The following is a 21502-nucleotide window of genomic DNA, read 5'->3' on the forward strand; positions in this document are numbered from 1 at the left end:
TTCCAGATCGTCGACATTGGTCGAAATCGAGCCGGAACCTTTCTCCTCGACATCATCGCCCGCGGCCGCCAGCCGCGCTTCGAATAGTTCAGCCATAGTCGGTCTCCTCTCGTAAATTTCCTCCGCAACGACGGAATCTCCCGGTGCCCGATCGGGCGTCAGGCTGAGCCCATGATCGAGCAAGGCGATGGCGTCGTTGCGCGTGAAGAACGTGATCCTGGGAACTGACCTCGAGTTCCGCCGCTGATCAGTCTGTTGCCTGCCTCAGTCTTGGCCATGCGGGCACGACTGCCGCGAGCAGGCGCAACAGTGACAGGCCTTCCCGCCCAAGGAACAGCGACGGCAGGAGCCAGCACAACAGCAAGCCCCCCACAGAGGCCAGCAATGCCGTATCGATGAGCAGCGGAAGAGGCGATAGATGGAGGGCGCGAAGCCAGTCCACGAACGCCCAGATACCGGTTCCGACAACGCCGGCGAGCGCAACGCCAGGCAGGTGCGCAAGGAAGAAATTTGCCCACGTCATCCCGGTCACGCGGAGACTCAGCTGCGCCATGAGAAAGAAATTGGCCCCGAATGCCAGGCCGACACCGAACGCCACCCCTTCCACGCCCCAGAATTGCCCTATGAAGGCTCCGATGCAGACACCGACGGTGAAAACAGCCTGGCGCCAGGCCCGGGCGTAAACCGTTCCGGTTGCCCGCGAGACGGAATCGCTAAGCTTGTAGCTCGTGCGGAACAGCATGCTGAACGCCAGGATCTGGAGGGGGCCGACCACGCCCTCCCAGCCCCGTCCGAGAATGACCCGAACCAATTCGGGTGCGACGATCGCCACCACCACGCTGGCCGGCAGGACAAGCAGGCTGCAACCGGCGACCGCGCTGCGATAAGCGCGCGCAAGCCTGACGGGCTCTTCCTGGACCAGCGCCATGGTGGGGAACAGCACGCGATCGAGAACCTGGCCGACGATCACCGCCGGAGTGGTCATGAGTTGGGACGACAAACCGTAGACACCGAGCGCATCGGCGCCGAGATAGCGGCCCACGACAAGCCTGTCCACCTGAGTGGCAAGGTAGTTGCAGACCCGCGCAATGGTGAAGCCGCCGCCAAAATAGAGCAGTTCGAAAATCGCGCTCCGCTCGAGCAACGGCCGCATCGGGTGCCGCTGGCCGACGAGCAGCACGATCGTGCGGAACAACTGCTGGACCAGGATCGCTGCGACAAGTGCCCAGATACCGAAGCCGAGCCAAGCCAGCACTGGACCGACGACCACGTAGCCGATGGCGAAAGCGACCGCGTCGACAAGCGCGAGCCAACGGAACCGCAAGGCACGCTGGGCCGAGGCCAGCGCCACCATGGAGGCTCCTTGGAAAAGAAAGATGAAGCAGACCGCACGCACGATCGGAGTGAGCTCGGGCAGGCGAAGAAGACCGGCAATAGCGGGTGCCAACGCCCATACCAGAGCGGTTACGGTAAGCCCAAGGAAGAGCGACAGGGTATATCCGACCCGGAGATGCCGCTCCTCCAGTACAGGTCGCTGCACGATCGCAGGCGTGATGCCGAGGCCCTGGAAGATGGCCGAAAACTTGATGACGATCAGTGCCGCGGAGTAGAGACCGAACTCGTTGGGCGAGAGCAACCGGGCCAGGAGGACGAGGGCGACAAGCTCGGCAACCGCCAAGGCGCCCATGGACAGGCCCGTCCAGAACATGCCTACGACACTGCGTTTTGCCAGCCCGCGCCGGATGTCGCTCACGCCAATCTCCACATGCCGCCTTGCTTACTCGACCGACCAAAGAAGAGCGGCCATGCATCTCCCCGGAACCGCTCAGCGGGGGGAGGGGATATTCGGATGGCCATGCTGAAACGCCAACGGCGCCCGCGTGGGCCGCGAGCCATGCCCGACGAGAAGGGACGGGGGGATCTCGTAGCGGTAGAATCCCATCTCATCCCGCACCTCGGGGATGATCGCCGCCAGTTCGTTCGCATCCAGGCGCAGCCACTTCTGCTGGCGGCCGGGATCGATCATCTCCTTCGCCACGCGAAGGATGTCGTCAGAGCAATGCAGCCCGCAATGTTCATAGATACGGCGCAAGACCAACTCGGGATCCTGTATCAGATCCTCATAGCGAAACGACAGCACGCGGCCTTCGCCCAGCCTGGCGAGATCCTCTCGGGCCATTCGATTGCCGCGCGCCCACTGGCGCGCGATCACTGTCAATTTTTGATGCTCCTGCAAATCCCGATCTATTCCCTTGTAGCGCGGTCCGTAGATCGACGTGTATTTTCTGTGTAATATCCTCTTGGCGACTATCTGCTTTACGACGTCTCCCACGTAGTAATGGACTTGTGTGGCCGGCGTTTCTTTCAATAGTCGCAGAAGACCTTTGAAACTTTTTGCGCGCTGCCACTTAAGTTCCATGGAGCTTATATAGGAAAACGGATTCCTTGTAATATATAGAAATATAGCTTCTGGGAATATCTGGTGGATAAATGGCACGCGCAAGACGTTGGCGGGCGTATTTTCCATGATTTGCCGGTTGCCGTTCCGCAGCTGATAGTCGAGGAACCGGTTGCGAATGTAGCGCACGACCTTCTCGCTGGCATCGGCTTTGACAAATTCGTCATGCCGGCGCGCCGGATCGGCATAGAGCCACAATGTTTTTGGCTCGTACCAGGTGACGACATCCGGGTGCAGCCCGATCAATTTCTGCGTGATGGTGGTGCCCGACCGGTAGTTGCCAATCAGAAAAATCGGAGGTTTCAACTCTGCTGTCGTCATGACAAGCCCCTATCGCTAAAGGTCAACCAGGATGCACGGATGCGCACGACAACGCGCTGCTACTGGTCTCTGAACGCACGCATCATCTGGTCCGTCAAAGGCTTCATCAGGTATGAGAGCACCTTGCGGTCGCCAGTCCGTATGAACGCTTCCACCGGCATGCCGGGCGCCAGCGAGAGCGCTCCAAGCTTCTTCAGCTCGTGGGGGTCGGGGGTGATGCGCACCGTGTAGTAGATTTCGTTGGTATGCTGATCGCGCGTCACGTCTGCCGCGATCATGGAGACCATACCTTCCGTTTCGGGCGTGGTGTGGACGTTGAAAGCCGTGAAGCGAAGAAGCGCGCGCTGACCGATCGAGAGCTGATCGATGTCCTGAGGTGCGGCCTTTACCTCGACCGCGAGAGCATCGGTGTCGGGCACGATCAGCATGATCGGATCCCCCGCGCCAATCACGCCGCCAACGGTATGGACTGCGGATTGATGGACCGTGCCGCTGGCGGGGGCGCGAATATCAATGCGCGACAGCTGGTCCTCGGCGGCGACCTTGCGCTCCTCGAACTCGGCGATCTTGGCCTCGACATCGCGCAGATCGCTCCCGGTCTCGCTGGAAAACTCCTTGTCCAGCTGCAGGATCTGCAGCTCGATTTCGGCGATCGCTCCCTTTGCCTGCGCAATGCTCGACACAAGTTGCGCCCGCTCACCCTCGATGCGCGTTGCCTCACGTTCATATTCGGTCAGCTTCGATTTGAGGGTGAGTTTCATTTCGACAAGACTGCGTATGTCGACGAGCTCGTCGTTGATCAGCTTGATCTCCTTCGTCTTTGCCGATTCCTGCGCCGAATAGCCTTCGATCTGCTTCCCGAACTGCTCGATGCGTTCGCGCAGGCGCGCCTTGTTGCCAGACACCTCGGTTCGACGAAGCTCGAACAGCCGCTGTTCGCTCGCCACCGTGGCAGCTATCTCAGGGTCGTTAATTCTCGCGACAAGCATCGGAGCAAGCGTGATGCGCTCGCTGCCGTCACGCTCGGCCTCGAGCCGGGATTTTCGCGCATAGAGCTCATCCAGGTTCTTCGTCACGTAGGCCAGGCTGGCACGCGGAACGGTGTCGCTGAGCTGGACCAGAACGTCTCCGGCCCTGACGCGGTCGCCGTCGCGCACAAAAATCTTGCCGACCACACCGCCGGTCGGGTGTTGAACCTTCTTTTCGCTGCTGTCGACGACCACCGTGCCGTGCGAAATCACCGCTCCCGAAATATCCACCGTCCCGGCCCAGACTCCCATTCCGCCGACGAGCAATGCGACGATGGTCGTGCCACCCAGGAGATTGCGACGGATCGACCGTCGGTTCAAAAGCGACACGTTCGAAAGGGCAGCTGTCATTTCCCCATTTCCATTCCGGGTCAGCCATCAACGCGGTGTCGGGGTGAGCTTGAAAACCGGCTGCAGGCCTGCGGTCACGGTCTGTGGCGCGGGCAAGAGTGTCGACAGAACGCTTTCCCTGGTGCCGAACATCTGCGTCTGGCCTTCTTTCATCACGAGCAGGAAATCCACTGTGCTGAGAATGTTCGGCCGATGCGCCACAATCGCTAAGATGCCGCCGCGGGCCTTGATTGCGAGGATGGCAGCGGCAAGCGCCATTTCACCTTCGGCATCGAGATTGGAGTTGGGTTCGTCGAGGACCACCAGGAACGGATCGCCATACAGCGCGCGCGCCAGCGCAATGCGCTGACGCTGGCCGGCTGAAAGCGCGGTTCCGCCCTCTCCGATCTGCGTCTCGTAGCCATTGGGGAGACCGATGATGAGCTCGTGGACGCCCGCGGCGCGGGCGGCTGCGACAATGGCCTGCGGGTCCGGCCCAGGATCGAAGCGCGCGATATTGTCGGCAACCGTTCCCGCGAACAGTTCGACGTCTTGCGGAAGGTAGCCTATGTAGCGGCCCAGCCGCTCCGACGACCACTGGTCGAGAGCGGCGCCGTCCAGCTTGATACGGCCCGCCAGCGGTCGCCATGCGCCGACCAGCCCGCGAACCAGACTCGATTTGCCGGAACCGCTTGGTCCTATGATGCCTAGCACCGAGCCGGCATCCAGGCTGAATTCCACACCTTGCACGATGATGCGTTGCGCGCCCGGCGCACCGATCGCGATGCGCTCCACAGTCAACTTCGACCCGGGCACCGGAAGCGCCATCGGTTGAGCGTCCTGCGGCAACCGGGCGAGCAATTTGCTCAGCCTGCTCCAGCTCTGTCGCGCCCCGACGAAGTTGCGCCAATGGGCGATGGCAAGATCGACGGGCGCCAGCGCACGGCCTACAAGGATGGAGCCGGCGATGATGATCCCGGAGGTCGCCTCGCCTTCGATCACGAGCCAGGCGCCCACACCCAGCATCGCCGACTGAAGCATCAGTCGCAACGCGCGAGCGAAACTGCCGAAACCGCCAACGATGTCGCTGACACGCTGTTGCAGCGCAAGATGTTCGCGGCTCGCTTCGCGCCAGTGGTCGTGCAGGCGCCTGCCCATGCCCATCGCCTGAAGCACCTCCGCGTTGCGCCGGCTGGCCTCGGCCAAGCTGTTGCGCCTCACGCTGCTTAGAACCGCGGCGCCCATCGGTCTGCGTGTGAGGATCTCCGTGGCGACCGTCAGCGTCACCAGCACCAACGCGCCGCAAGCGGCGGTTGTCCCGAGGGTCGGATGAAGGCTCCAGATGATCGCCAGATAGAAGGGCAGCCAGGGAAGATCGAACAGGGTGCCAGGCCCGGCACTCGACAGAAAAGTACGGATGTTGTCGAGATCGCGTTGCGGCTGCAATCCATCTCCCTGCTGGCCGATGTACAGGGGCAATTTCGAAACGGCGGTGAATACGCGTCCCCCAACCGCTTCGTCCAACTCAGCACCGATCCGGTTCATGATGCGGCCGCGCACGAGGTCGATGACCGCCTGCCCGGCAAACAGAACGCCGGCCAGTATTGCCATGGCGATCAGAGTGGGGACGCTGCGGCTCGGCAGCACCCTGTCGTAGACCTCCAACATGAACATTGCGCCGGTCAGCATGAGGATGTTGCTCACGCCGCTGAAAACTGCAACGCCCGCGAAGGCTGCCTTGCAGGAACGCAACGCACTGGCCAGTTCGGAGCCGGGCGCCGGTTCCTTGGTCGGGGACGGGGCGCCGGCGTTCGCGAATGCGCCGGGCAAGTCGCTTCTTCGTCTCCGCCTTGCGCTGCGGACGGCTGCCATGAGGAGACCAAGGGCCGCGACCGCCACGAAAACCTGGAGGGCGCCCGGACCGGCCAGCAGGGCCTGCAGGTCGTACAAATAGCGCCAGCCAGCCACGAGGTCCGTCCAGGGTCGCGTCTGCGAAACCCTGGCGAGATCAACAAAGCGTGGCAGAAACTCCGCACCCGCAAGCGCGGCGGCGAGGAGGAGCAGGATTGCAGCGGGAAGTCGGACGATGAGGCGGCGGCGCGGGGCCTTGCTCGACTTCTTGCGGCGCGCAGTTGTGCGGGGGCGCTTTGGCGGCCGCTGCTTCGTCTTGGCATGGAAATTCGCCCGGCGGGGACGCGCTCCAAAGGCCGTCAATGCTGTGCCAAAGATCACGTCAAAATTCCGAAGATTTCTGCTGCTCTATTGGCCGACCATGCTGCGCTGGACGGCCGGATTTTGCACTTTGGGAGAGATACCAGAGTCCGGAGCGTAGAACCCCTTGTTGGCCACGACGGAAACCTCGATGACGTCGCCGGCTCTCACTTCCGTGTTTTGATCGGCGACGATGTCGTGGGCGATCTTCTGGTCGCGCCTGAAGATGGAAATCCTCACCGAGCCCTGCAGGTCGTCGAAGGTTCTCTGTTCGCCGTAAGTGAAGATAAAGAGAAGCTTGTCGGCCACGTATCTGATTTGACTTTGGATTTTTCCGAGCTCAACTTGCGCGTCCTGGGTCTGGCCGATCAATTCCATTTCGTGACTTTGGTGCTTCTTTCGCAGCTCGCTTTCAGCGTTCAGCATCGCCTGCTGCGCCTGTTCCTGCTGCAATTCCGTCTGCGCCAGTTCAGCCCGATAGCTGGTATGTGCTCGTTCCGCCGTCAACACATTCGAGTTCGTTATCAAACCCTTTTCCCGCAGAGACCGGGCAGACTGCAGTTCTTGCAGTTGGATGTTCGCGGTCTTTTCACGTTCTTGCCTGGCCGCGGCTAGCATGGCCGCTTCCTTCTTCGCCCGATCCAGCGAGGCCTCCAGGTAGGAAACGTCATCCCGATACGCGGCAAGGCGGGCGTCCAGCTGCTGCTGTTCGGACGCGATGATGCCGTCAATCAATTGCCCGCCAAACTCGACGGGCGAATCGGGAGGAGCGACGAAGGACTTTTCCAGTCGACTTTCCGCCTGGAGCCGGGCAAGACGGACCTTCAGGCGATATTCTTCAAGCGCCAGGTTTGAGCGCGCGCTTCGCAGATCAGCTATTTGCAGGGCGGGCTCCGTGTTGCCCACAGCGCTGGCGCGAAACCCGCCTGCTATGGCGAGTGCATGGCGAACCGTTATTCCGGGTTGAAACGGATAGGATCCAGGGTGGGCCACCGTTCCGGAGATAAAAAATGGCCGGTATTGTCCGATCTCCACTTTCACGAACGGCTGGAGGATCAGCTTCTGCTGCTGAAATGCTTGCTGGATGGCCTGCGAAAGGGCAACGGTGGTCAGGCCGCGCGCTTTGATATCACCCAACATTGGCAGCGAGATCGAGCCCCGATCATCGACCACGACCTCCAGCGGATAGGATTGTTCGCCGATCACGGACACACGCAGGATGTCACCGGTGTCGAAGGTGTATCCATCTGCGCGCGATGCACTTGCGGTGAGCAGTACAATGGCAACGGCAAGCCCGCCGATCATTGCGAGCATGCTGCCGACCGCGGGTTCGAAGTTGGAAATTAGCCGTCGGCACCAGTCCTTCATGCGCAGAGGCTTGGAAGGAAATTGCTGGTCAACACGCATACGCATCGTCGGTACTCCGGTTGTCTAGCCTGCTGCCATCGAGACCCGCCGACATTCGCCGGCGGGCGCGTGAAAGGAGGTTCTTCCTATGGTTCGAGAAGTAAGCCTGCATTGCGAACTCCATCGGAGCAGCAAAGGCCGATCAAAATCCGTGCAGCCCGAAAGTTTGCCCGGCGAGGCGGTCGCGAACTCTCGCCTCGTTTGGCCTCGCGGCCGAAGGGGCGGGCTCCAGCACGGATTGATAAATCTGCTCGACGCTTTCGCACATGGCGTCCAGCCCCCAGGACGACAGGTCGGTGCGTTTCGCGCCGTCGGCCAGTTGAGTGCGGTGCTGCTGGTTCTCGAGAAGACCGGCGACAGCCGCCGCCGCGGCGCCCACATCCTCGGCCGGGGTCACAATTCCGTTCACGCCATGGCGGACAACCTCTTCCACGCCGGGCAAATGCGAGACCACGCTGGCTCGACCGCCGGCCAGATACTGCATCATGACGCGAGGCAATCCCTCTCGCATCGAGGTCAGCACGCACACGTCCGCCAAGCTGATCAGTCGTTCGGGCTCGCTATGGTAGCCGATCATGCGAATGTTGTTTGCGAACCGGGATCGTTCAATCGCCGATTCAACGTCCGAACGCGCCGGTCCGTCACCGGCGAGGAGCAGTCGCACGTTTGGAACTCGGTCAACGACTTTGCCGAATGCCTCAATGAACTCGACGTGGCGTTTTCTCGGTTCCAGCGCGGCCAACATCAGGACCACCGGCGGCTTTGGCTCCCCGGCAGCCGTCCCCAGGAGCAGATGCGGATCTTGCGGCCACCGCGCGTTCGCGAAGCGTGCCAGATCGAAGCCGGAATGGACGACATGGTGCTGATCGGGGCTGCCCAGATGATTGGCGATGCAGATGTCGCGCATAGCCTGACTGACATCGATGAAAGCGCGCGTGAACCTCGCGGCCAGGCGTTCGGCGGCCAGGAACACCAGCCTCTGCCCGCGGCCGACATGCACGAAAGGCAAGATGTGGACACCGTGTATGATGCCGGGGATATTGGCTTCCTTGGCGGCGAGGCGGCCGACAATGCCGGCTTTGCTTTGATGGGTGTGCACGATGTCGGGCCGCCAATCACGCATAAGGCGGGTGAGCTGCCTTAAGGCGGAAACGTCGCGGGATGGCGCGATCGGATTGATGAGTTTTTCCAGCGTCACCAGTCGAAGGGCTCCGGCAAGGGATGCCCGTAACCTCGGGTCGTATTCCGCGCCGTGAACCAACAGCACTTCATGGCCGTGCCGCGCCTGAGCGAGACAGCAAGCCAACGTGTTCTCCTCGGAGCCGGCTCGAAGCAGTCTGGTGATCACATGGACGATCTTCATTTGCTTGTACCTCAGGGACATGAAATCCGAAGCGGCGGGAGATCGAGGGGATCGAGCGGGAGTATCGCCGGGCGCCTTCCGCGGGTTTCGGGGCACGGGCCGGGCTCGCCCGTCGTTCGGCGCGATCGCGTAAAAGCTGCACGTCGGGGATGATGCGGGGCGGTTGGACCGCCCGATTTGCCTCTCAGAGAGACAGCCAGATATGCCTGAACAACTCTTGGCCGACGGCCTCTATGCCGGCGCTGGCGTCAACGGTCCGGATATCCTTGTCCTTCGCCCGCAGTTCCGCCATCAGCGATAGCCGCGCGTCGAACGCTTCTTTCCTGATGTCCCCGGGCTTTCGCTGTTCGGAGACCGCAAAGTCTGAAACGAGGTGCAAAACGAGGTGTGGGCGGCGTTCCGCCATCTTCTCGTAGAGTCGCTGCTCAAGCCGGGCGAGGGCTGACAGGCCTGGGACGGAGAACAGGCGAGCGGGGATGGTCGGCCCGTCCAGATATCCCCTGCCGAGCGCCTGCGGCCACCGGTCGCAAATGACGATCATGCCGCGCGTCGACCATCGATGTGCGCGTTTCACTACAGCGTATCGCTCAAACGCGATCAAAACCGCCCAAAACGCCAACGCGGCAGCGACAAATCCTCCCTTCGACCAAGCCCGGCCGGAGGAATCGTTGCCATCGTTCTGGGCCAGGGACTTGAGGCGCCGTCTATGGGGAGAGACGACGGCCTGCAGTGCCTTGCGAAGCCGCCATCCATTGCCATCGCCAGTTCCGACATAGACTTGGGCACATCCGAATTTCCACCCGAATATCTGCCTCAGCCAGGTAGCCTGAGTGCTCTTGCCCATGCCATCGGGACCTATCAAGGCCACCACGAATCCACCAGCTGCGGGCCGTCTCTTCGGTGGAAAGCGCCCCGGCAGCAAGCGGTGGAGGGATCTCAGGGCGAGATAGCAGGTCTTGCGCACCAGATGCACCGCCGCATCGGCGATAGGGGGGCGTCCCGTGTAACCACACATTTCCCGGATCGAACGCCGCAGCCTGGCCAGATCTCCGCGGTGGGCGGCCAAGGCGTCGGCGCTTTGCAGGAACCTGCAGCGCACCGTTCTTGCGCCGTCAAACGTGCAGTCGACGACCTGCAAGCCGTGCTCGTCCGACGTGGACGGCAGGCGCGCAAAGTGCTGCTTCCAACCCTCGTCGAGGGTGATCCATTGCCTCCATGGAAGCGCCGAGGCGCGGAAGGCGAAGCGGGCAATCGCTATTCGAAGCTCGTCTTCGGGAGAGACCACCGGAACCGATACTCCGTCGACGCAAATCGCCTCCCATCGCGTGATCGCCGCATAATCGAAAGCCGGATAGCGCTTGCGAAATTCCCGGCCGACGCGGGCACCGATATGCATATCGAGATGGAGATAGCGGCCATGCGTGAAGTCAGGCAGGAACCAGTCTTCTCTGCCGGCACAGACATTATCGTAGCAGGAGAGGCTCACGCCGCGCCGGCCGTGCAATTGACAGACGATGGAGCAGAAGAGCGGGTAGTCATGCTTGTCCAAAAGGACATCCAGATCATCCCGGCCGGCAAATCCGTCGTGCACGGACGCGAGATCCTGAATAATTCCGTACCTCACGCCAGCTTCATTGAGTGCTCGAAACAGTTCGCTGGCAATCGGCAGTGCCGGCGCCGTTTCAATCGGCCTGAAAGGAGCTTCTCCGTCAGTTTGATACGGCGCTGCACCTGAGTGGCTGCCCAATGCGCCCGCGCCAAGAGTCTTCGCCGACGCTGAAACATTCGCTCCCGGCGCCAACGTTTCCGCCACGATCTCCGCCTTGGCCTCCGTAGCCCAGCGTCGATACTGCTGCGGCTGCAGACGATCCCGAAGGTCTCCGGCCGCGGCCGGAGGGAAGGCTGCCGATTTGGACTTGCGTGGTGTTTGCAAGAGATTTCTCGTGATTGGTCGCGGGCGAGCATCACTCGCTCGTCGTCGCCGGAAACGTCGTGGAACTGGCGTGCGGTAAGTCCAAGCCCCTCGGTGGGCTGGTGTTCCTGGGATGTCGAACGACCAATCGTCTCAGTGCCGGCCCGCAGGTTCTGACATCACCTTCGCAGGCTACCGCACCGAGGGTGAATTGGGTGCCAACTCATCACTCCCTGCCGAGTATTTCGGCATCTGTGTAACGAAAGCGGTGAGTAAAAACTCACCGAGTAGTTTCAAGACACTATCGACAACTTGTCCCGATCAATAGTGATAGGAGTAGACCGGTTCATGATGTCGAGAAGGATTCTGACCGCTCCGGCGCTTCCGACATGATCAAGTACCCCGAGCTGGTCCGAAAATGGCCCGTCTATGATCCTGATTTTCTGGCCCGGCCTCAACAGGATGTCCGGGTGCAAAATCCCGTCCTCATCGGTTGCCGATATCAAGGATTCAACCACCCCATAAGGCGCCGGTACCGGCATGCCCTTGCTCATGACGAGCTTTCGGACGCCCACGGTCGAGTTGATCGGGTACCAGCTCTGCTGATGGACAGCCAGGGAGACGAACAGATAGCAGTCGAAATACGCGCTGGAGACGGTCCTGACCCTGCGGGCGTGCCGGACGGTTCGCCTGCGCTTGGGCAGATAGGTCCGGAAGTTCTGCGATAGCAGGTGCCGCTCGGCAAGGCTCTCGGAATGCTGGTGCGTCTGGACCACGCACCAGCGCGCAGCTTCGCCGCCGTGACTTTTGTCCGCCGAGTCAGGAAAACCGTTGTTGCAGAAGTTAGTGTGCAGCATGACGCAATACTGTGTCTTTCCCTAATTGAGGTAGTAACTGTCCGAGACACTGCTTTCGAGCGACGTGTAACGGCCGTATCTGGGCAGCTTTGGTTCGTCCACCATCGTCAGGGCAATGCCGGCAAGCTTGGACCGATCGCCAAGATGTCGAATTCCTTCGGCAACGGCCTCGCGCGAGGTTTCCCGCCACCTCACGACGAAGACGACCTTGTCGACATGCCTGGCCAGGATCGAGGCATCGGCCGCGGGTCCGACGGGTGGTGCGTCAATGATCACCGTGTCGAATTTGCCCCGAACTTCCTCAAGCAGCGAGCGCATTCGCGCCGAAGCAAGAAGGGCAGGCGGGTTGCGGGTTCTTGCTCCTGCGGGCAGCATGGATATGCCCGAGCGTTCGTCCAGATGGATCGCGTTTGCAGCCTTCACCGGCAAGGTCAGGAGATCGACCAATCCGACCTTGTCAGCCATGCCGAAGAAGGCCGTGGCGGCCGAAAGACGCAAGTCCGCGTCGATGACCAGAACCCGTTCGCCGTCGGCAGCCGCCGAGCAAGCCAGGCTCAATGCCAGCGTTGTCTTGCCTTCGCCGGGCATCGCCGATGTCACGAGCACCAGGCGCGGCGAACGGTCCAGTTCCGGCGTGGCCTGGATACCGAGGCGAAGCCGCCGCACCGCTTCGCTGTACCTGGAGAGCGGTTTGCGCTCGAGATAGGCCACAGGCTGAGCATGGACGTCTTTCGACCAGCCTGACATCCTTGGCATCGACGCAAGAACCGGAACGGCCAATTCTTCCTCGATCTGCTTCTTTGCCATGAAGCCAGAAGCGAAGAGTTCACGCAGAACGGCGCCGGCGCCCCCGAAGAAGATGCCGAAAACCACACCCAAAGCCGCAAAAAGAGGCCTGTTTGGGAAGCTTGGCGCGCCAGGAACGCTGGCATCGGTGATTACACGCACGCCGCTGTTGAGGAGGGTGGATTTCTCTTCGGTGAGCTTGGCGCGTGACAGGAACGTCTCGAAGAGTTCCTTGTTCGCGGCCGCGATCCTCTCCAGATCGCGTAACTGGACGCCAACCTGACCTTCGATTTCGGAGCGGTTGGATACCGAGTCCAGGGCGCGAGCCAGAGAAGCCTCCCGAGCTTCGGCCGCGTCGACCTCGTTCTTCAGATTGCCGATCAGGCGCTGGACTTCGGCGGCGATCTGTCCCTCGATGTCGCGGCGCTCGGCCTGAGCGGACAAGACCTCGGGATGCCGCTCGCCATACTTCAATTTGAGGTCGGCTTCCCGCCGGGTCACTCCGGAGAGCTGAGCCCTGAGCGCGTTAATCACCACCGACTGCAGCACGTCCGGAATCGACTGGATGTCGCCTCCGGCAGCCTGTACCTTGCTAACTTGCTGATATTGCGAACGTTTCTCGGACAACTCGGCGCGAGCATTGATTAGGGCGACGTTCAACTCGGACAGTTGCTGGTCAGTCAAGCTGCCCGCCTGCGTCGCTACTAGATTGTGATCGATCCGAAACTTCTGGACAGCTTGCTCCGAGCGGCTGAGCTCCGCTCGCAGATAGGCGGCCCGATCGCTGAGCCACGAGGAGGCCTTCTGGACCCCTTCGTAACGGGACCTTATTCGATCTGCCACATAGGCCTGGGCAATCGCGTTCGCGAGCGATGCCGCTTTTTCCGGATCGTAGGCGCCTACATCAAGCTCAATGACGTTGCCAAGCCCGACGCGCGAAACTCCCAGCGCGTTCTGGAGCCATATCAATGCTCCCGGTCCTATCTTGGGGTCTTCCGCCAGCTTTTGGCTGTCGACGACCTGCTGAAGAAGTGACGCAGACCTCAAGACAGCGATCTGACTTTCAATGAATGTTGGATTGTCAGAAAAATCGGAATTGGAGTAATCCTGTGGAGTCATATAGTCGATCGGAGCGTCGAGCAATATCTGAGAGACGCCGGTGTATGTTGTCGGAAGAGTATATGCGGCAGCCATAAACAGTGTGAAAGTGATGACGGCAATTCCGCACACCAGCTTCCACCGACGAAGAAAGAAATCGAAGACTTCCCTGACGTCGAGGGGCAGGAATTCCCGAATCATCCTCGGATTATCAGTTGGACTGGCCATTTCCCGAATCCTCACGATCGACAGCACAACTCCCAGCCCTTCAGCGTCGGCTGAATGGCGTTCATTTCAAAATGGGTCGGGCAGCTAGCCGTTATGCGCTCTCAAACGCATGAATCGTAAGGGTTGGTGTCCCGCCGACATGTCCAAATCGCTCTTCTGCGCCCACTCACCGATCGCGTCACCGGTAAGGCAGAAACATATCAGCTTCGCGGACATCGCCGCCATTACCATTATTGAGTAGTAACTCGGCTAAAGGTCGATCTGGTCTACCCCGTATGCCTCTCCGAGCTTTAAGAAGTCGCCGAGACACCTTCCTCTCGCCCTTCAGGGAGGTCCACTACAACGCTACGATCGTCAAGGATGCTCCTGACGATGAGAGAAGCGGCCGGCCTCGGCAGTTCTGAGGTTGACATGGACACTTATAGCGAAGTCGTTCCGAGTTTTGCAGGTTGGGTGCTCGACGGTCCCGGGGTCATTCTTCTGCTGGCGGCAACCCTGCCGCTGATGCTTCTTCTTAAGGGCCGGCAGCTGGGCTACGGGACCCTTGCCGTCATTATCGGCACTGTCATGTTGCTTTTGTTGGGTATCGAGAATTGGGCGGGAGCGGTCGCCGCCCTTCTCGCCTATTGCGTCCTCGTTTCATTGGCCTTGCTTTCCACATGGAGGCGTATGAAGCAAATCGAGGACCGCCTCGCATTGGTCGCGTCGGCAATAGACGGCCTGGAAGTCGCCGAGGAGCGGCGACAGACCTACAGCGTCAGGCGTTCGCGCCGGAAGCCGGAAGCCGGAGCAATGGTGCAAACCGTCGCGGTCGGCGCGACGGACAATCCAGGAAGCGAGACGCGATATATCCCAGGGCCGCCTTGGCAAGAGCTGCAAGCGCCCGGTCCGCGACCCGAATCCGCGGCTCCGGCGTCAACGCAATCGGCAGGGCGCAATTTTGCCTCATCGACGGGTGGGGGCCCCTGACAACAAGGTTCGAAGACAAGGATCGGTGTTCCGGCGGCAGGTTCTCGGGCAGCCTGTCCGGACCGACAGCGCGGTTCAACTTTTCGCTGCATCCGCAGCGTCGCGCGTAATGACGAGACTCTCGGCCTCCCGCCGGGGCTTTGCGATGGTCCAGACGATACTGTCGGGCGCAGTATGCGGGATCGGTGCGGTGGGGCCTGCATTTCGACGGCATGCGGGCACGCCGCGGCATGCTGCTTGGCATCGGTGCGGCACGAGCTGTTGTTCCGAAGCCATCGTGTGCTGCAAGCCAAAGCTGTGCTGCCTGAGCGACTTTAATATACCAAGGGTGTAGGGTTGTACCAAAAGGTGGTAGACTGCCTTGCACAGATGGAACTTTTTGCCTAGTCGATAGTTGCAGCTTCAGGTTGACCCGGGGGAGTGGATCATGGGCTTGGGCGATTCGGGGAAATGAATTTATCGAAGCAAGTTGGATTGGTGAAAGGACCCACGCTTGCTGACGCAAGCTGGGAAAGGGGAATCTCTGTACTGCCAGGAGCCGTGCGCCGCACCTATGCGGCCAACGCGACTATTGCAGGCGAATACCACACCAAATCCTCTATTCTGATTATGATCGCCGGCTGGGCGGCATTTGCGAAGACATTGCCAAATGGCTCACGTCTCATCGTCGATTTTGCGCTTCCTCGCGAAATTGCGGTGATCGAGTTCGCCGGAAAAGCGGGCGATACGGTGACGGCCCTCTCGGACGTTATCGCGATCGAGCTGGCCGGCCCCGTCCGTACATGTTCTGCGCGTTATCCGCAGTCCATCTGCGAAGCAATCCTGCGGGCTGAGGCGGATCGATATTCAAGGGTTGCGGAACACCTGGCAAGCGTCAGCAGAAGGGGTGCCGTTGAGCGTACGGCCCATTTCCTTCTCGAACTGGCCTGCCGCTCACATCGATCGGCAACGAGCTATCCGGCCCGCTTTGAATGCCCGCTGACCCAGGGCGAACTGGCCGATGCATTGGGACTTTCGGCTGTGCATGTGAGTCGCGTGTTGAAAACGTTGCGACAGACCGCCCTGGCCTCATTCCGTTACGGGGTCGTCGAGTTGCACGATCTTCCGGGACTGATCAAAACAGCCGGATTTGATCGGTCCTACATTTCAAGCTGATGCAAGGCGCTCAGGCCTGGCACGGGCAGTTCAGAGCGCGGAAGTGCTGAACTGCCCAAACCGTTAGGGCCAAATCGTCTCCTTCCGGCAGCCTATTCTTCCAGCGCAAGCCCCAATTCGGCGCGCCGTCGCAGCCAAAGACTTGCGCGGTAGCGAGGATCCCGGGTGCGGTCATGGATCGTATCCAGGATGCGCAGAATGCGGGCAGGGCCGAGCTTGTTGCCCCACTCCAGAGGTCCGTGGGGATAGCCGAGCCCCAGCCGTACGGCTGCGTCCACATCCGCCGCCGATGCAATCTTTTGCTCGACGATCTCGCTGCCGATATTGACGATCATCGCGACCACGCGCTGGCAGACCGCGCCGCAACTATCGCTCACCAGGGTCGCCTTGCGGCCGGCGCTTTTGGCAAGCGCGAGGGCGGCGCTCCTGGCCGTATCGGATGTCGCCGCCGACGCGACGAGCGTGACGTGACGGTCCAGGCCGAAATAGGGATCGAACCCGACGCATAGTGAAGATGAGAGGCCAAGACGCATCGCGGCGCCGGCGACATCGTGCCCCTCCAACCCTACGAGGATGAGGCCGTCCCGCCCTAGCGCCTGATCCTGGAGACCGCAAACAGTGGCGCCGGCCGACGCGACCAGTTTTTGCATTTCGCCGGTGTCATTGTCGGCCAGAACGGTGACGCGATCCGGAATCCCGGCGGTCTCCGCCGGCTGTGTCGATGCGGGCGGAACGGCTTGCCGGCTGCCGTCGTAGGCATAGAAGCCGCGTCCGGTCTTGCGCCCGAGCAGGCCCGCAGCCACACGCTGCGCCGCGATGACGGAAGGGCGGTAACGCGGATCCTGATAGAACTGGTTGTAGACACCCTCCATCACTGGGTGGGAGACATCGAGCCCGGTGAGGTCCATCAATTCGAATGGGCCCATCCTGAAGCCGGCGGCGTCGCGCAGGATCGCATCGATCTCGGCGATCGAGGCCACGCCCTCCCGCAGCATGGCCAGGGCCTCGGTGCCGAAGGCGCGGCCGGCGTGATTGACGATAAAGCCGGGCGTGTCGCTGGCGACGACGGGCCGGTGGCCGAAGCGGGCCGCAAGCTCGACCAGCGTGTGCTCCACCTCAGGCGCCGTGTGAGCTCCTGAGACGACCTCGACCAGTTTCATCACGGGCACGGGATTGAAGAAATGGTAGCCGGCAATCCGCTCAGGTCGCTTGGCCGCGGAAGCGATCGCCGTGACGGACAGCGAAGAGGTGTTGGTCGCGATGATGGCGTCCGGCCTGACGATTGTCTCCAGCGCCTCGATGAGCTGACGTTTGGGCTCGAGACGTTCGACAATAGCTTCCACCACCAGATCGGCGCCTGCCAGTCGCCCAAGTGTTTCGGCAGGTTCGATATGGGCGAGCAGCTTCTCGACTACCTCCGAGCTGACTTTGCCGGCGGCTGCCCTGGCGCGCTGACGCGACGCGATTTGCTCGATGGCCGCCGCCGCCTTTCCGGGGGCATCATCGACCATCATCACATCGATGCCTGCCGCCGCCAGGACCTCCGCTATGCCGGAACCCATCACCCCGGCGCCTACGACACCGGCTTTCCCGATCCGACTGGTGGGCTCCCCTCCCGCGCCTGCCAAGTCAGCGCCCCTTGAACGAGGGTCCGCGCTTCTCCAGGAAGGCGGCAATGCCCTCCTGTTTGTCCGCGGTATCGAAAAGCAGCTGGAAGGCTTTGCGTTCCAGCCTCAAGGCGGTTTCCAACGGAGCGTCTTCGCCGTTGACGACCGCCTCCTTGATCTGCTCGACGGCCAGCGGCGGAAGACGGCCGATCCTCTCAGCGATTTGCAGCGCATGCTGCAAGGCCTGGCCCTCATCCGTCAGGATGCTGACCAAGCCGGCACGCTCGGCATCCTCGGCCGAAAACATGTCGCCGGTGAGAAGGAGCATCAGCGTCTTGTATTTGCCGATTGCCCTGAGCAGGCGCTGGGTGCCGCCGGCGCCCGGCATCAAGCCGAGCTTGACTTCAGGCTGACCAAAAGTGGCTGTCCGTGCGGCGACGATGATGTCGGCGTGCATGGCAAGCTCGCACCCGCCGCCCAGCGCGAAGCCTTCGACCGCGGCAATGACCGGCTTCGGGCACCTGGCGATCGCGTCCCAGTAGCGGTGGGTGCGCTGCAGAAGCATGTCGGCCGAGCCGAGCTTTTCAAACGCTTTTATGTCGGCTCCTGCAGCGAAGTTGCCGCCGCGCCCAGCAATGACGATCGAACGGATTTCCGTGTCCTCGGAAAAGCTTGCCACGGCGGCGGCCAGCTTCTGCCGCACTTCGAGGTTGAGCGCGTTGCGCACTTCGGGACGATTGATTTCGACCAGCCCCACATTCTCGACAGGGCGGCTCTCGACGACAACAAGGGATTCTTTCGCGGAACTCATTTCGTGCTGCGGAATCTAACAGGGAAACTTAATTTCATACCCGAACTATGGTCAGCGCCCGCGAGGCCCGCAAGGATATTGTTTGCTGCGACCGGTGCGATCAGGGCGGTCCGCAGGCCTGAGGCGGCTTCTCAGCGTCATGCTTTCGCTCGAGCTCCGATGAGTTCTATCCATTAGCGATGCTCCAGCAAGATGCGCGTCACATGCTCGGCGATGGCCAGGCTCGAGGTCAGCCCAGGGCTTTCGATGCCAAATAGATTGACCAGGCCCGCGATGCCATGCGTCCCGGTATCCTGGATGACGAAATCGCTGTTGGCTTCGCCCGGACCGGAAAGCTTTGGCCTGATACCGCTATAGGCCGGCTGCAGGCTGCCGTCGGCCAGTTCCGGCCAGTATTTACGGATTTCAGCATAGAAGCGGGTGCCGCGTGCGGGGTCGACGCGGTAATCGAGCGCATCGGTCCATTCGACGTCAGGCCCAAAGCGCGCCGTGCCACCGAGGTCGAGCGTCAGATGGACGCCAAGCCCGCCGGGCTCCGGCACGGGATAGATGAGGTGCGAAAAGGGCGCTCGCGTCGCCACTGAAAAATAGTTGCCTTTGGCGTAGCGAAGCCCGGGCAGGAACCGGCGAGCGAATCCTGTGATCGAGCCGGCAAGCGCGACAGCGCCGAGCCCCGCCGCGTTCACGAGCCGCGATGTGGCGATCTCGAAATCTTCGCCGCTTCCCGTGCTGGTTGTCTGGAGAACGATGCGGTCGGCTTCGATCCGGCCCGACACGATGCGGGTGTTGAGCGACAGCATCGCACCGCCGCCCTCGGCTTCGCCGAGCAGGGCGAGCATCAGCGCGTGGCTGTCGATGATGCCGGTGGAGGGCGAAAGCAGGCCAGCGGTGCAATGCAGCGCCGGCTCAAGCTTGTGAGCCTCGGCGGCAGAGAGGAAACGCAAGTCACCGACACCGCAGGCCGCGGCATTGGCTCGGATATTGGCAAGCACCGGCTCCTGCGCATCATCGGTCGCGACGATCAGCTTGCCGCAGCGCCGGTGCGGAATCGAGCGCTCGGCGCAGTAGCGATAGAGCATCTCGCGTCCGGCCACGCAGAGCCGCGCCTTGAGCGAGCCTTGCGGATAATAGATGCCGGCATGGATGACTTCCGAATTGCGCGAGCTCGTCTCGGTGCCGATGGCATCCGCCGCTTCGAGGATCAGCGTGTCGAAACCTTGCGCGGCAAGGCCGCGCGCGATTGCGAGGCCGACCACGCCGGCACCGGCAATCACGCAGTCAACCCGTTCCATGCCCAGTCCATTCGGTTGCGCGAGCGGCGCCTCACAGCCCTTTCTCAAGGATCATTTGGCTGTTGTCCATTGCTGTCGGGCAATGATGTGCCCGCCGCCGCTTCCGAGACCGACCATGCGCCAGGTTCCCATGGCGCTATCGATCGTGACAGGGCGGCTCTTGCGGCTTGAACCCGCGATGATGCATCACAGCTCAGACACGAGGGCAAATTTCGGACTTCTCGACCAGCGAGATGGTCCTACACTCGCAGACAGGAGCCATCATGGACGCCAGACCGAATTCCCCTGAAGCCCGCGACATCCGTTATCACATGCACGCCTACACCAATGCCCGCAAGCATCAGGAAACGGGACCGCTGGTCATCGAAAAGGGCGACGGCGTCTATGTCGAGGACATTGCCGGCAACCGCTATATCGAGGCGATGGCCGGCCTGTGGAGCGTTGCCGTCGGCTTCTCGGAAAAGCGACTGGTCGAGGCGGCCACGCGGCAGATGTCGAAGCTGCCCTTCTACCACGATTTCGGCTCGAAGGCGCATTCGCCGCTGATCGATCTGGCCGAGAAGCTGGTGCAGATGGCACCGGTGCCGATGAGCAAGGCCTACTTCACCAATTCGGGCTCCGAGGCCAACGACACGGCGATCAAGATGATCTGGTACCGGTCGAACGCGCTCGGCCAGCCGACGCGCAAGAAGATCATCAGCCGCAAGCGCGGCTATCATGGCGTCACCATCGCGTCCGCAAGCCTGACCGGGCTGCCGAACAATCATCTGTCCTTCGACCTGCCGATCGCCAATATCCTGCACACCTCGACGCCGCACCACTGGCGCGATGCCGAGCCCGGCGAAAGCGAGGAGCAGTTTTCCAGCCGTCTGGCCGACGACCTGGAAAAGCTGATCCTCGCAGAGGGGCCGGAAACCATCGCCGCCTTTATCGGCGAGCCGATCATGGGCGCCGGCGGCGTGGTCGTTCCGCCCGCCGGCTATTGGGGAAAAATCCAGGCGGTGCTGTCGAAATACGACATTCTTTTAGTGGCCGACGAGGTCATCTGCGGCTTCGGCCGCACCGGCGAGATGTTCGGTTCGCAGACCTTCGGCATCAAGCCCGACATCATGGTGTTGTCCAAGCAGATCTCGTCGTCCTACCTGCCGATCTCGGCGCTGCTGATCAACGACAAGGTTTTCGAACCGATCGCCGACGAGAGCGATCGCATCGGCACCTTCGGCCACGGCTTCACCGGCGGCGGTCATCCTGTCGCCGCGGCCGTCGCGCTGGAAAACCTCAAGCTGATCGAGGAGCGCGACCTTGTCGGCAATGCGCGCACGGTCGGCGCGCATTTGCAGGCCAGGCTGCGCAAGCTCGGTTCCCATCCACTGGTGGGCGAGGTGCGTGGCGTCGGCCTGATCGCCGCCGTCGAGCTGGTCGCCGACAAGGCGAGCAAGGCGCCATGGGGCAAGCCTGCGGCTCTCGGTGCGCTGGTCAATGGGTTCATGCAGCACAACGGCGTGATCTCGCGCAACATGGGCGATGCGATCGCTTTCTGTCCGCCGCTGATCATTACCGAGGCTCAGGTCGACGCTTTGGTCGACGCGTTCGAACGGTCGCTCGAGGCCGCGCTGCCGCAGGTGCGGCCACGGGACTGACCCATCGATCACTATGGCAGCGCCCGTGT

Annotated in this window: 15 protein-coding genes; 3 read left to right on the top strand and 12 right to left on the bottom strand. The window is 61.7% G+C overall.

Features of this window, described 5'->3' with window-relative positions; all coding sequences use genetic code 11:
• Positions 1-247: 247 nt before the first annotated feature.
• From CK222_RS25015 to CK222_RS25055, 9 genes are all read right to left on the bottom strand, one after another.
• Entirely contained in the window at positions 248-1753 is a 1506-nt protein-coding gene (locus CK222_RS25015; RefSeq protein WP_245307672.1) for a lipopolysaccharide biosynthesis protein, read from the bottom strand.
• Between the two features lie 72 nt (positions 1754-1825).
• Positions 1826-2779 (bottom strand): sulfotransferase, encoded by a 954-nt coding sequence (locus tag CK222_RS25020; RefSeq protein WP_082954065.1) that lies wholly within the window; start codon positions 2777-2779, stop codon positions 1826-1828.
• A 59-nt stretch (positions 2780-2838) separates the two neighbouring features.
• The gene (locus CK222_RS25025; RefSeq protein WP_095802265.1) at positions 2839-4158 is read right to left on the bottom strand and encodes an HlyD family type I secretion periplasmic adaptor subunit; all 1320 of its coding nucleotides are present in this window, start codon (positions 4156-4158) and stop codon (positions 2839-2841) included.
• Positions 4159-4185: 27 nt separating this feature from the next.
• Positions 4186-6369, bottom strand: coding sequence for a type I secretion system permease/ATPase (locus tag CK222_RS25030; protein ID WP_245433248.1), 2184 nt, complete (start codon positions 6367-6369; stop codon positions 4186-4188).
• A gap of 27 nt (positions 6370-6396) precedes the next feature.
• Positions 6397-7761: a polysaccharide biosynthesis/export family protein gene (locus tag CK222_RS25035; protein ID WP_245433251.1), complete on the bottom strand. Its 1365-nt coding sequence runs from the start codon at positions 7759-7761 to the stop codon at positions 6397-6399.
• A 136-nt stretch (positions 7762-7897) separates the two neighbouring features.
• The gene (locus CK222_RS25040) at positions 7898-9118 is read right to left on the bottom strand and encodes a glycosyltransferase (RefSeq protein WP_095802266.1); all 1221 of its coding nucleotides are present in this window, start codon (positions 9116-9118) and stop codon (positions 7898-7900) included.
• Positions 9119-9302: 184 nt separating this feature from the next.
• Positions 9303-11051 carry a hypothetical protein gene (locus CK222_RS25045; RefSeq protein ID WP_245433254.1) on the bottom strand — a complete coding sequence of 583 codons (1749 nt, stop codon included), beginning with the start codon at positions 11049-11051 and terminating at the stop codon, positions 9303-9305.
• A 272-nt stretch (positions 11052-11323) separates the two neighbouring features.
• Positions 11324-11887, bottom strand: coding sequence for a transcription termination/antitermination NusG family protein (locus tag CK222_RS25050; protein WP_095802267.1), 564 nt, complete (start codon positions 11885-11887; stop codon positions 11324-11326).
• Positions 11888-11908: 21 nt separating this feature from the next.
• Positions 11909-13999: a polysaccharide biosynthesis tyrosine autokinase gene (locus tag CK222_RS25055; protein ID WP_095802268.1), complete on the bottom strand. Its 2091-nt coding sequence runs from the start codon at positions 13997-13999 to the stop codon at positions 11909-11911.
• A 372-nt stretch (positions 14000-14371) separates the two neighbouring features.
• Between CK222_RS25055 and CK222_RS25060 the strand changes: the two genes are divergently transcribed.
• Together CK222_RS25060 and CK222_RS25065 are read left to right on the top strand one after the other, a co-directional pair.
• Entirely contained in the window at positions 14372-14968 is a 597-nt protein-coding gene (locus tag CK222_RS25060; protein ID WP_141247125.1) for a hypothetical protein, read from the top strand.
• A 450-nt stretch (positions 14969-15418) separates the two neighbouring features.
• Positions 15419-16123 carry a Crp/Fnr family transcriptional regulator gene (locus CK222_RS25065; protein WP_082954067.1) on the top strand — a complete coding sequence of 235 codons (705 nt, stop codon included), beginning with the start codon at positions 15419-15421 and terminating at the stop codon, positions 16121-16123.
• A gap of 92 nt (positions 16124-16215) precedes the next feature.
• Here the strand turns inward: CK222_RS25065 and CK222_RS25070 are convergent, their stop codons facing one another.
• The 3 genes from CK222_RS25070 to CK222_RS25080 all read right to left on the bottom strand — a co-directional run bounded on the left by CK222_RS25070 (position 16216) and on the right by CK222_RS25080 (position 19833).
• Positions 16216-17751, bottom strand: a complete 1536-nt coding sequence (locus CK222_RS25070) for a 3-hydroxyacyl-CoA dehydrogenase (protein ID WP_278053314.1) — start codon at positions 17749-17751, stop codon at positions 16216-16218.
• A gap of 1 nt (position 17752) precedes the next feature.
• Entirely contained in the window at positions 17753-18541 is a 789-nt protein-coding gene (locus CK222_RS25075) for an enoyl-CoA hydratase-related protein (protein WP_095802271.1), read from the bottom strand.
• A gap of 173 nt (positions 18542-18714) precedes the next feature.
• On the bottom strand, positions 18715-19833 hold the full coding sequence (locus CK222_RS25080; RefSeq protein WP_095802272.1) for an NAD(P)/FAD-dependent oxidoreductase: 1119 nt from the start codon (positions 19831-19833) through the stop codon (positions 18715-18717).
• A 263-nt stretch (positions 19834-20096) separates the two neighbouring features.
• On the opposite strand from CK222_RS25080, the gene CK222_RS25085 reads away from it, so the two are divergent.
• Complete coding sequence (locus CK222_RS25085) at positions 20097-21473, top strand: aspartate aminotransferase family protein (protein ID WP_095802338.1); 1377 nt, start codon at positions 20097-20099, stop codon at positions 21471-21473.
• The last annotated feature ends 29 nt before the right edge of the window (positions 21474-21502 follow it).

Source organism: Mesorhizobium sp. WSM3866, assembly GCF_002294795.1.
Taxonomy (GTDB): Bacteria; Pseudomonadota; Alphaproteobacteria; order Rhizobiales; family Rhizobiaceae; genus Mesorhizobium.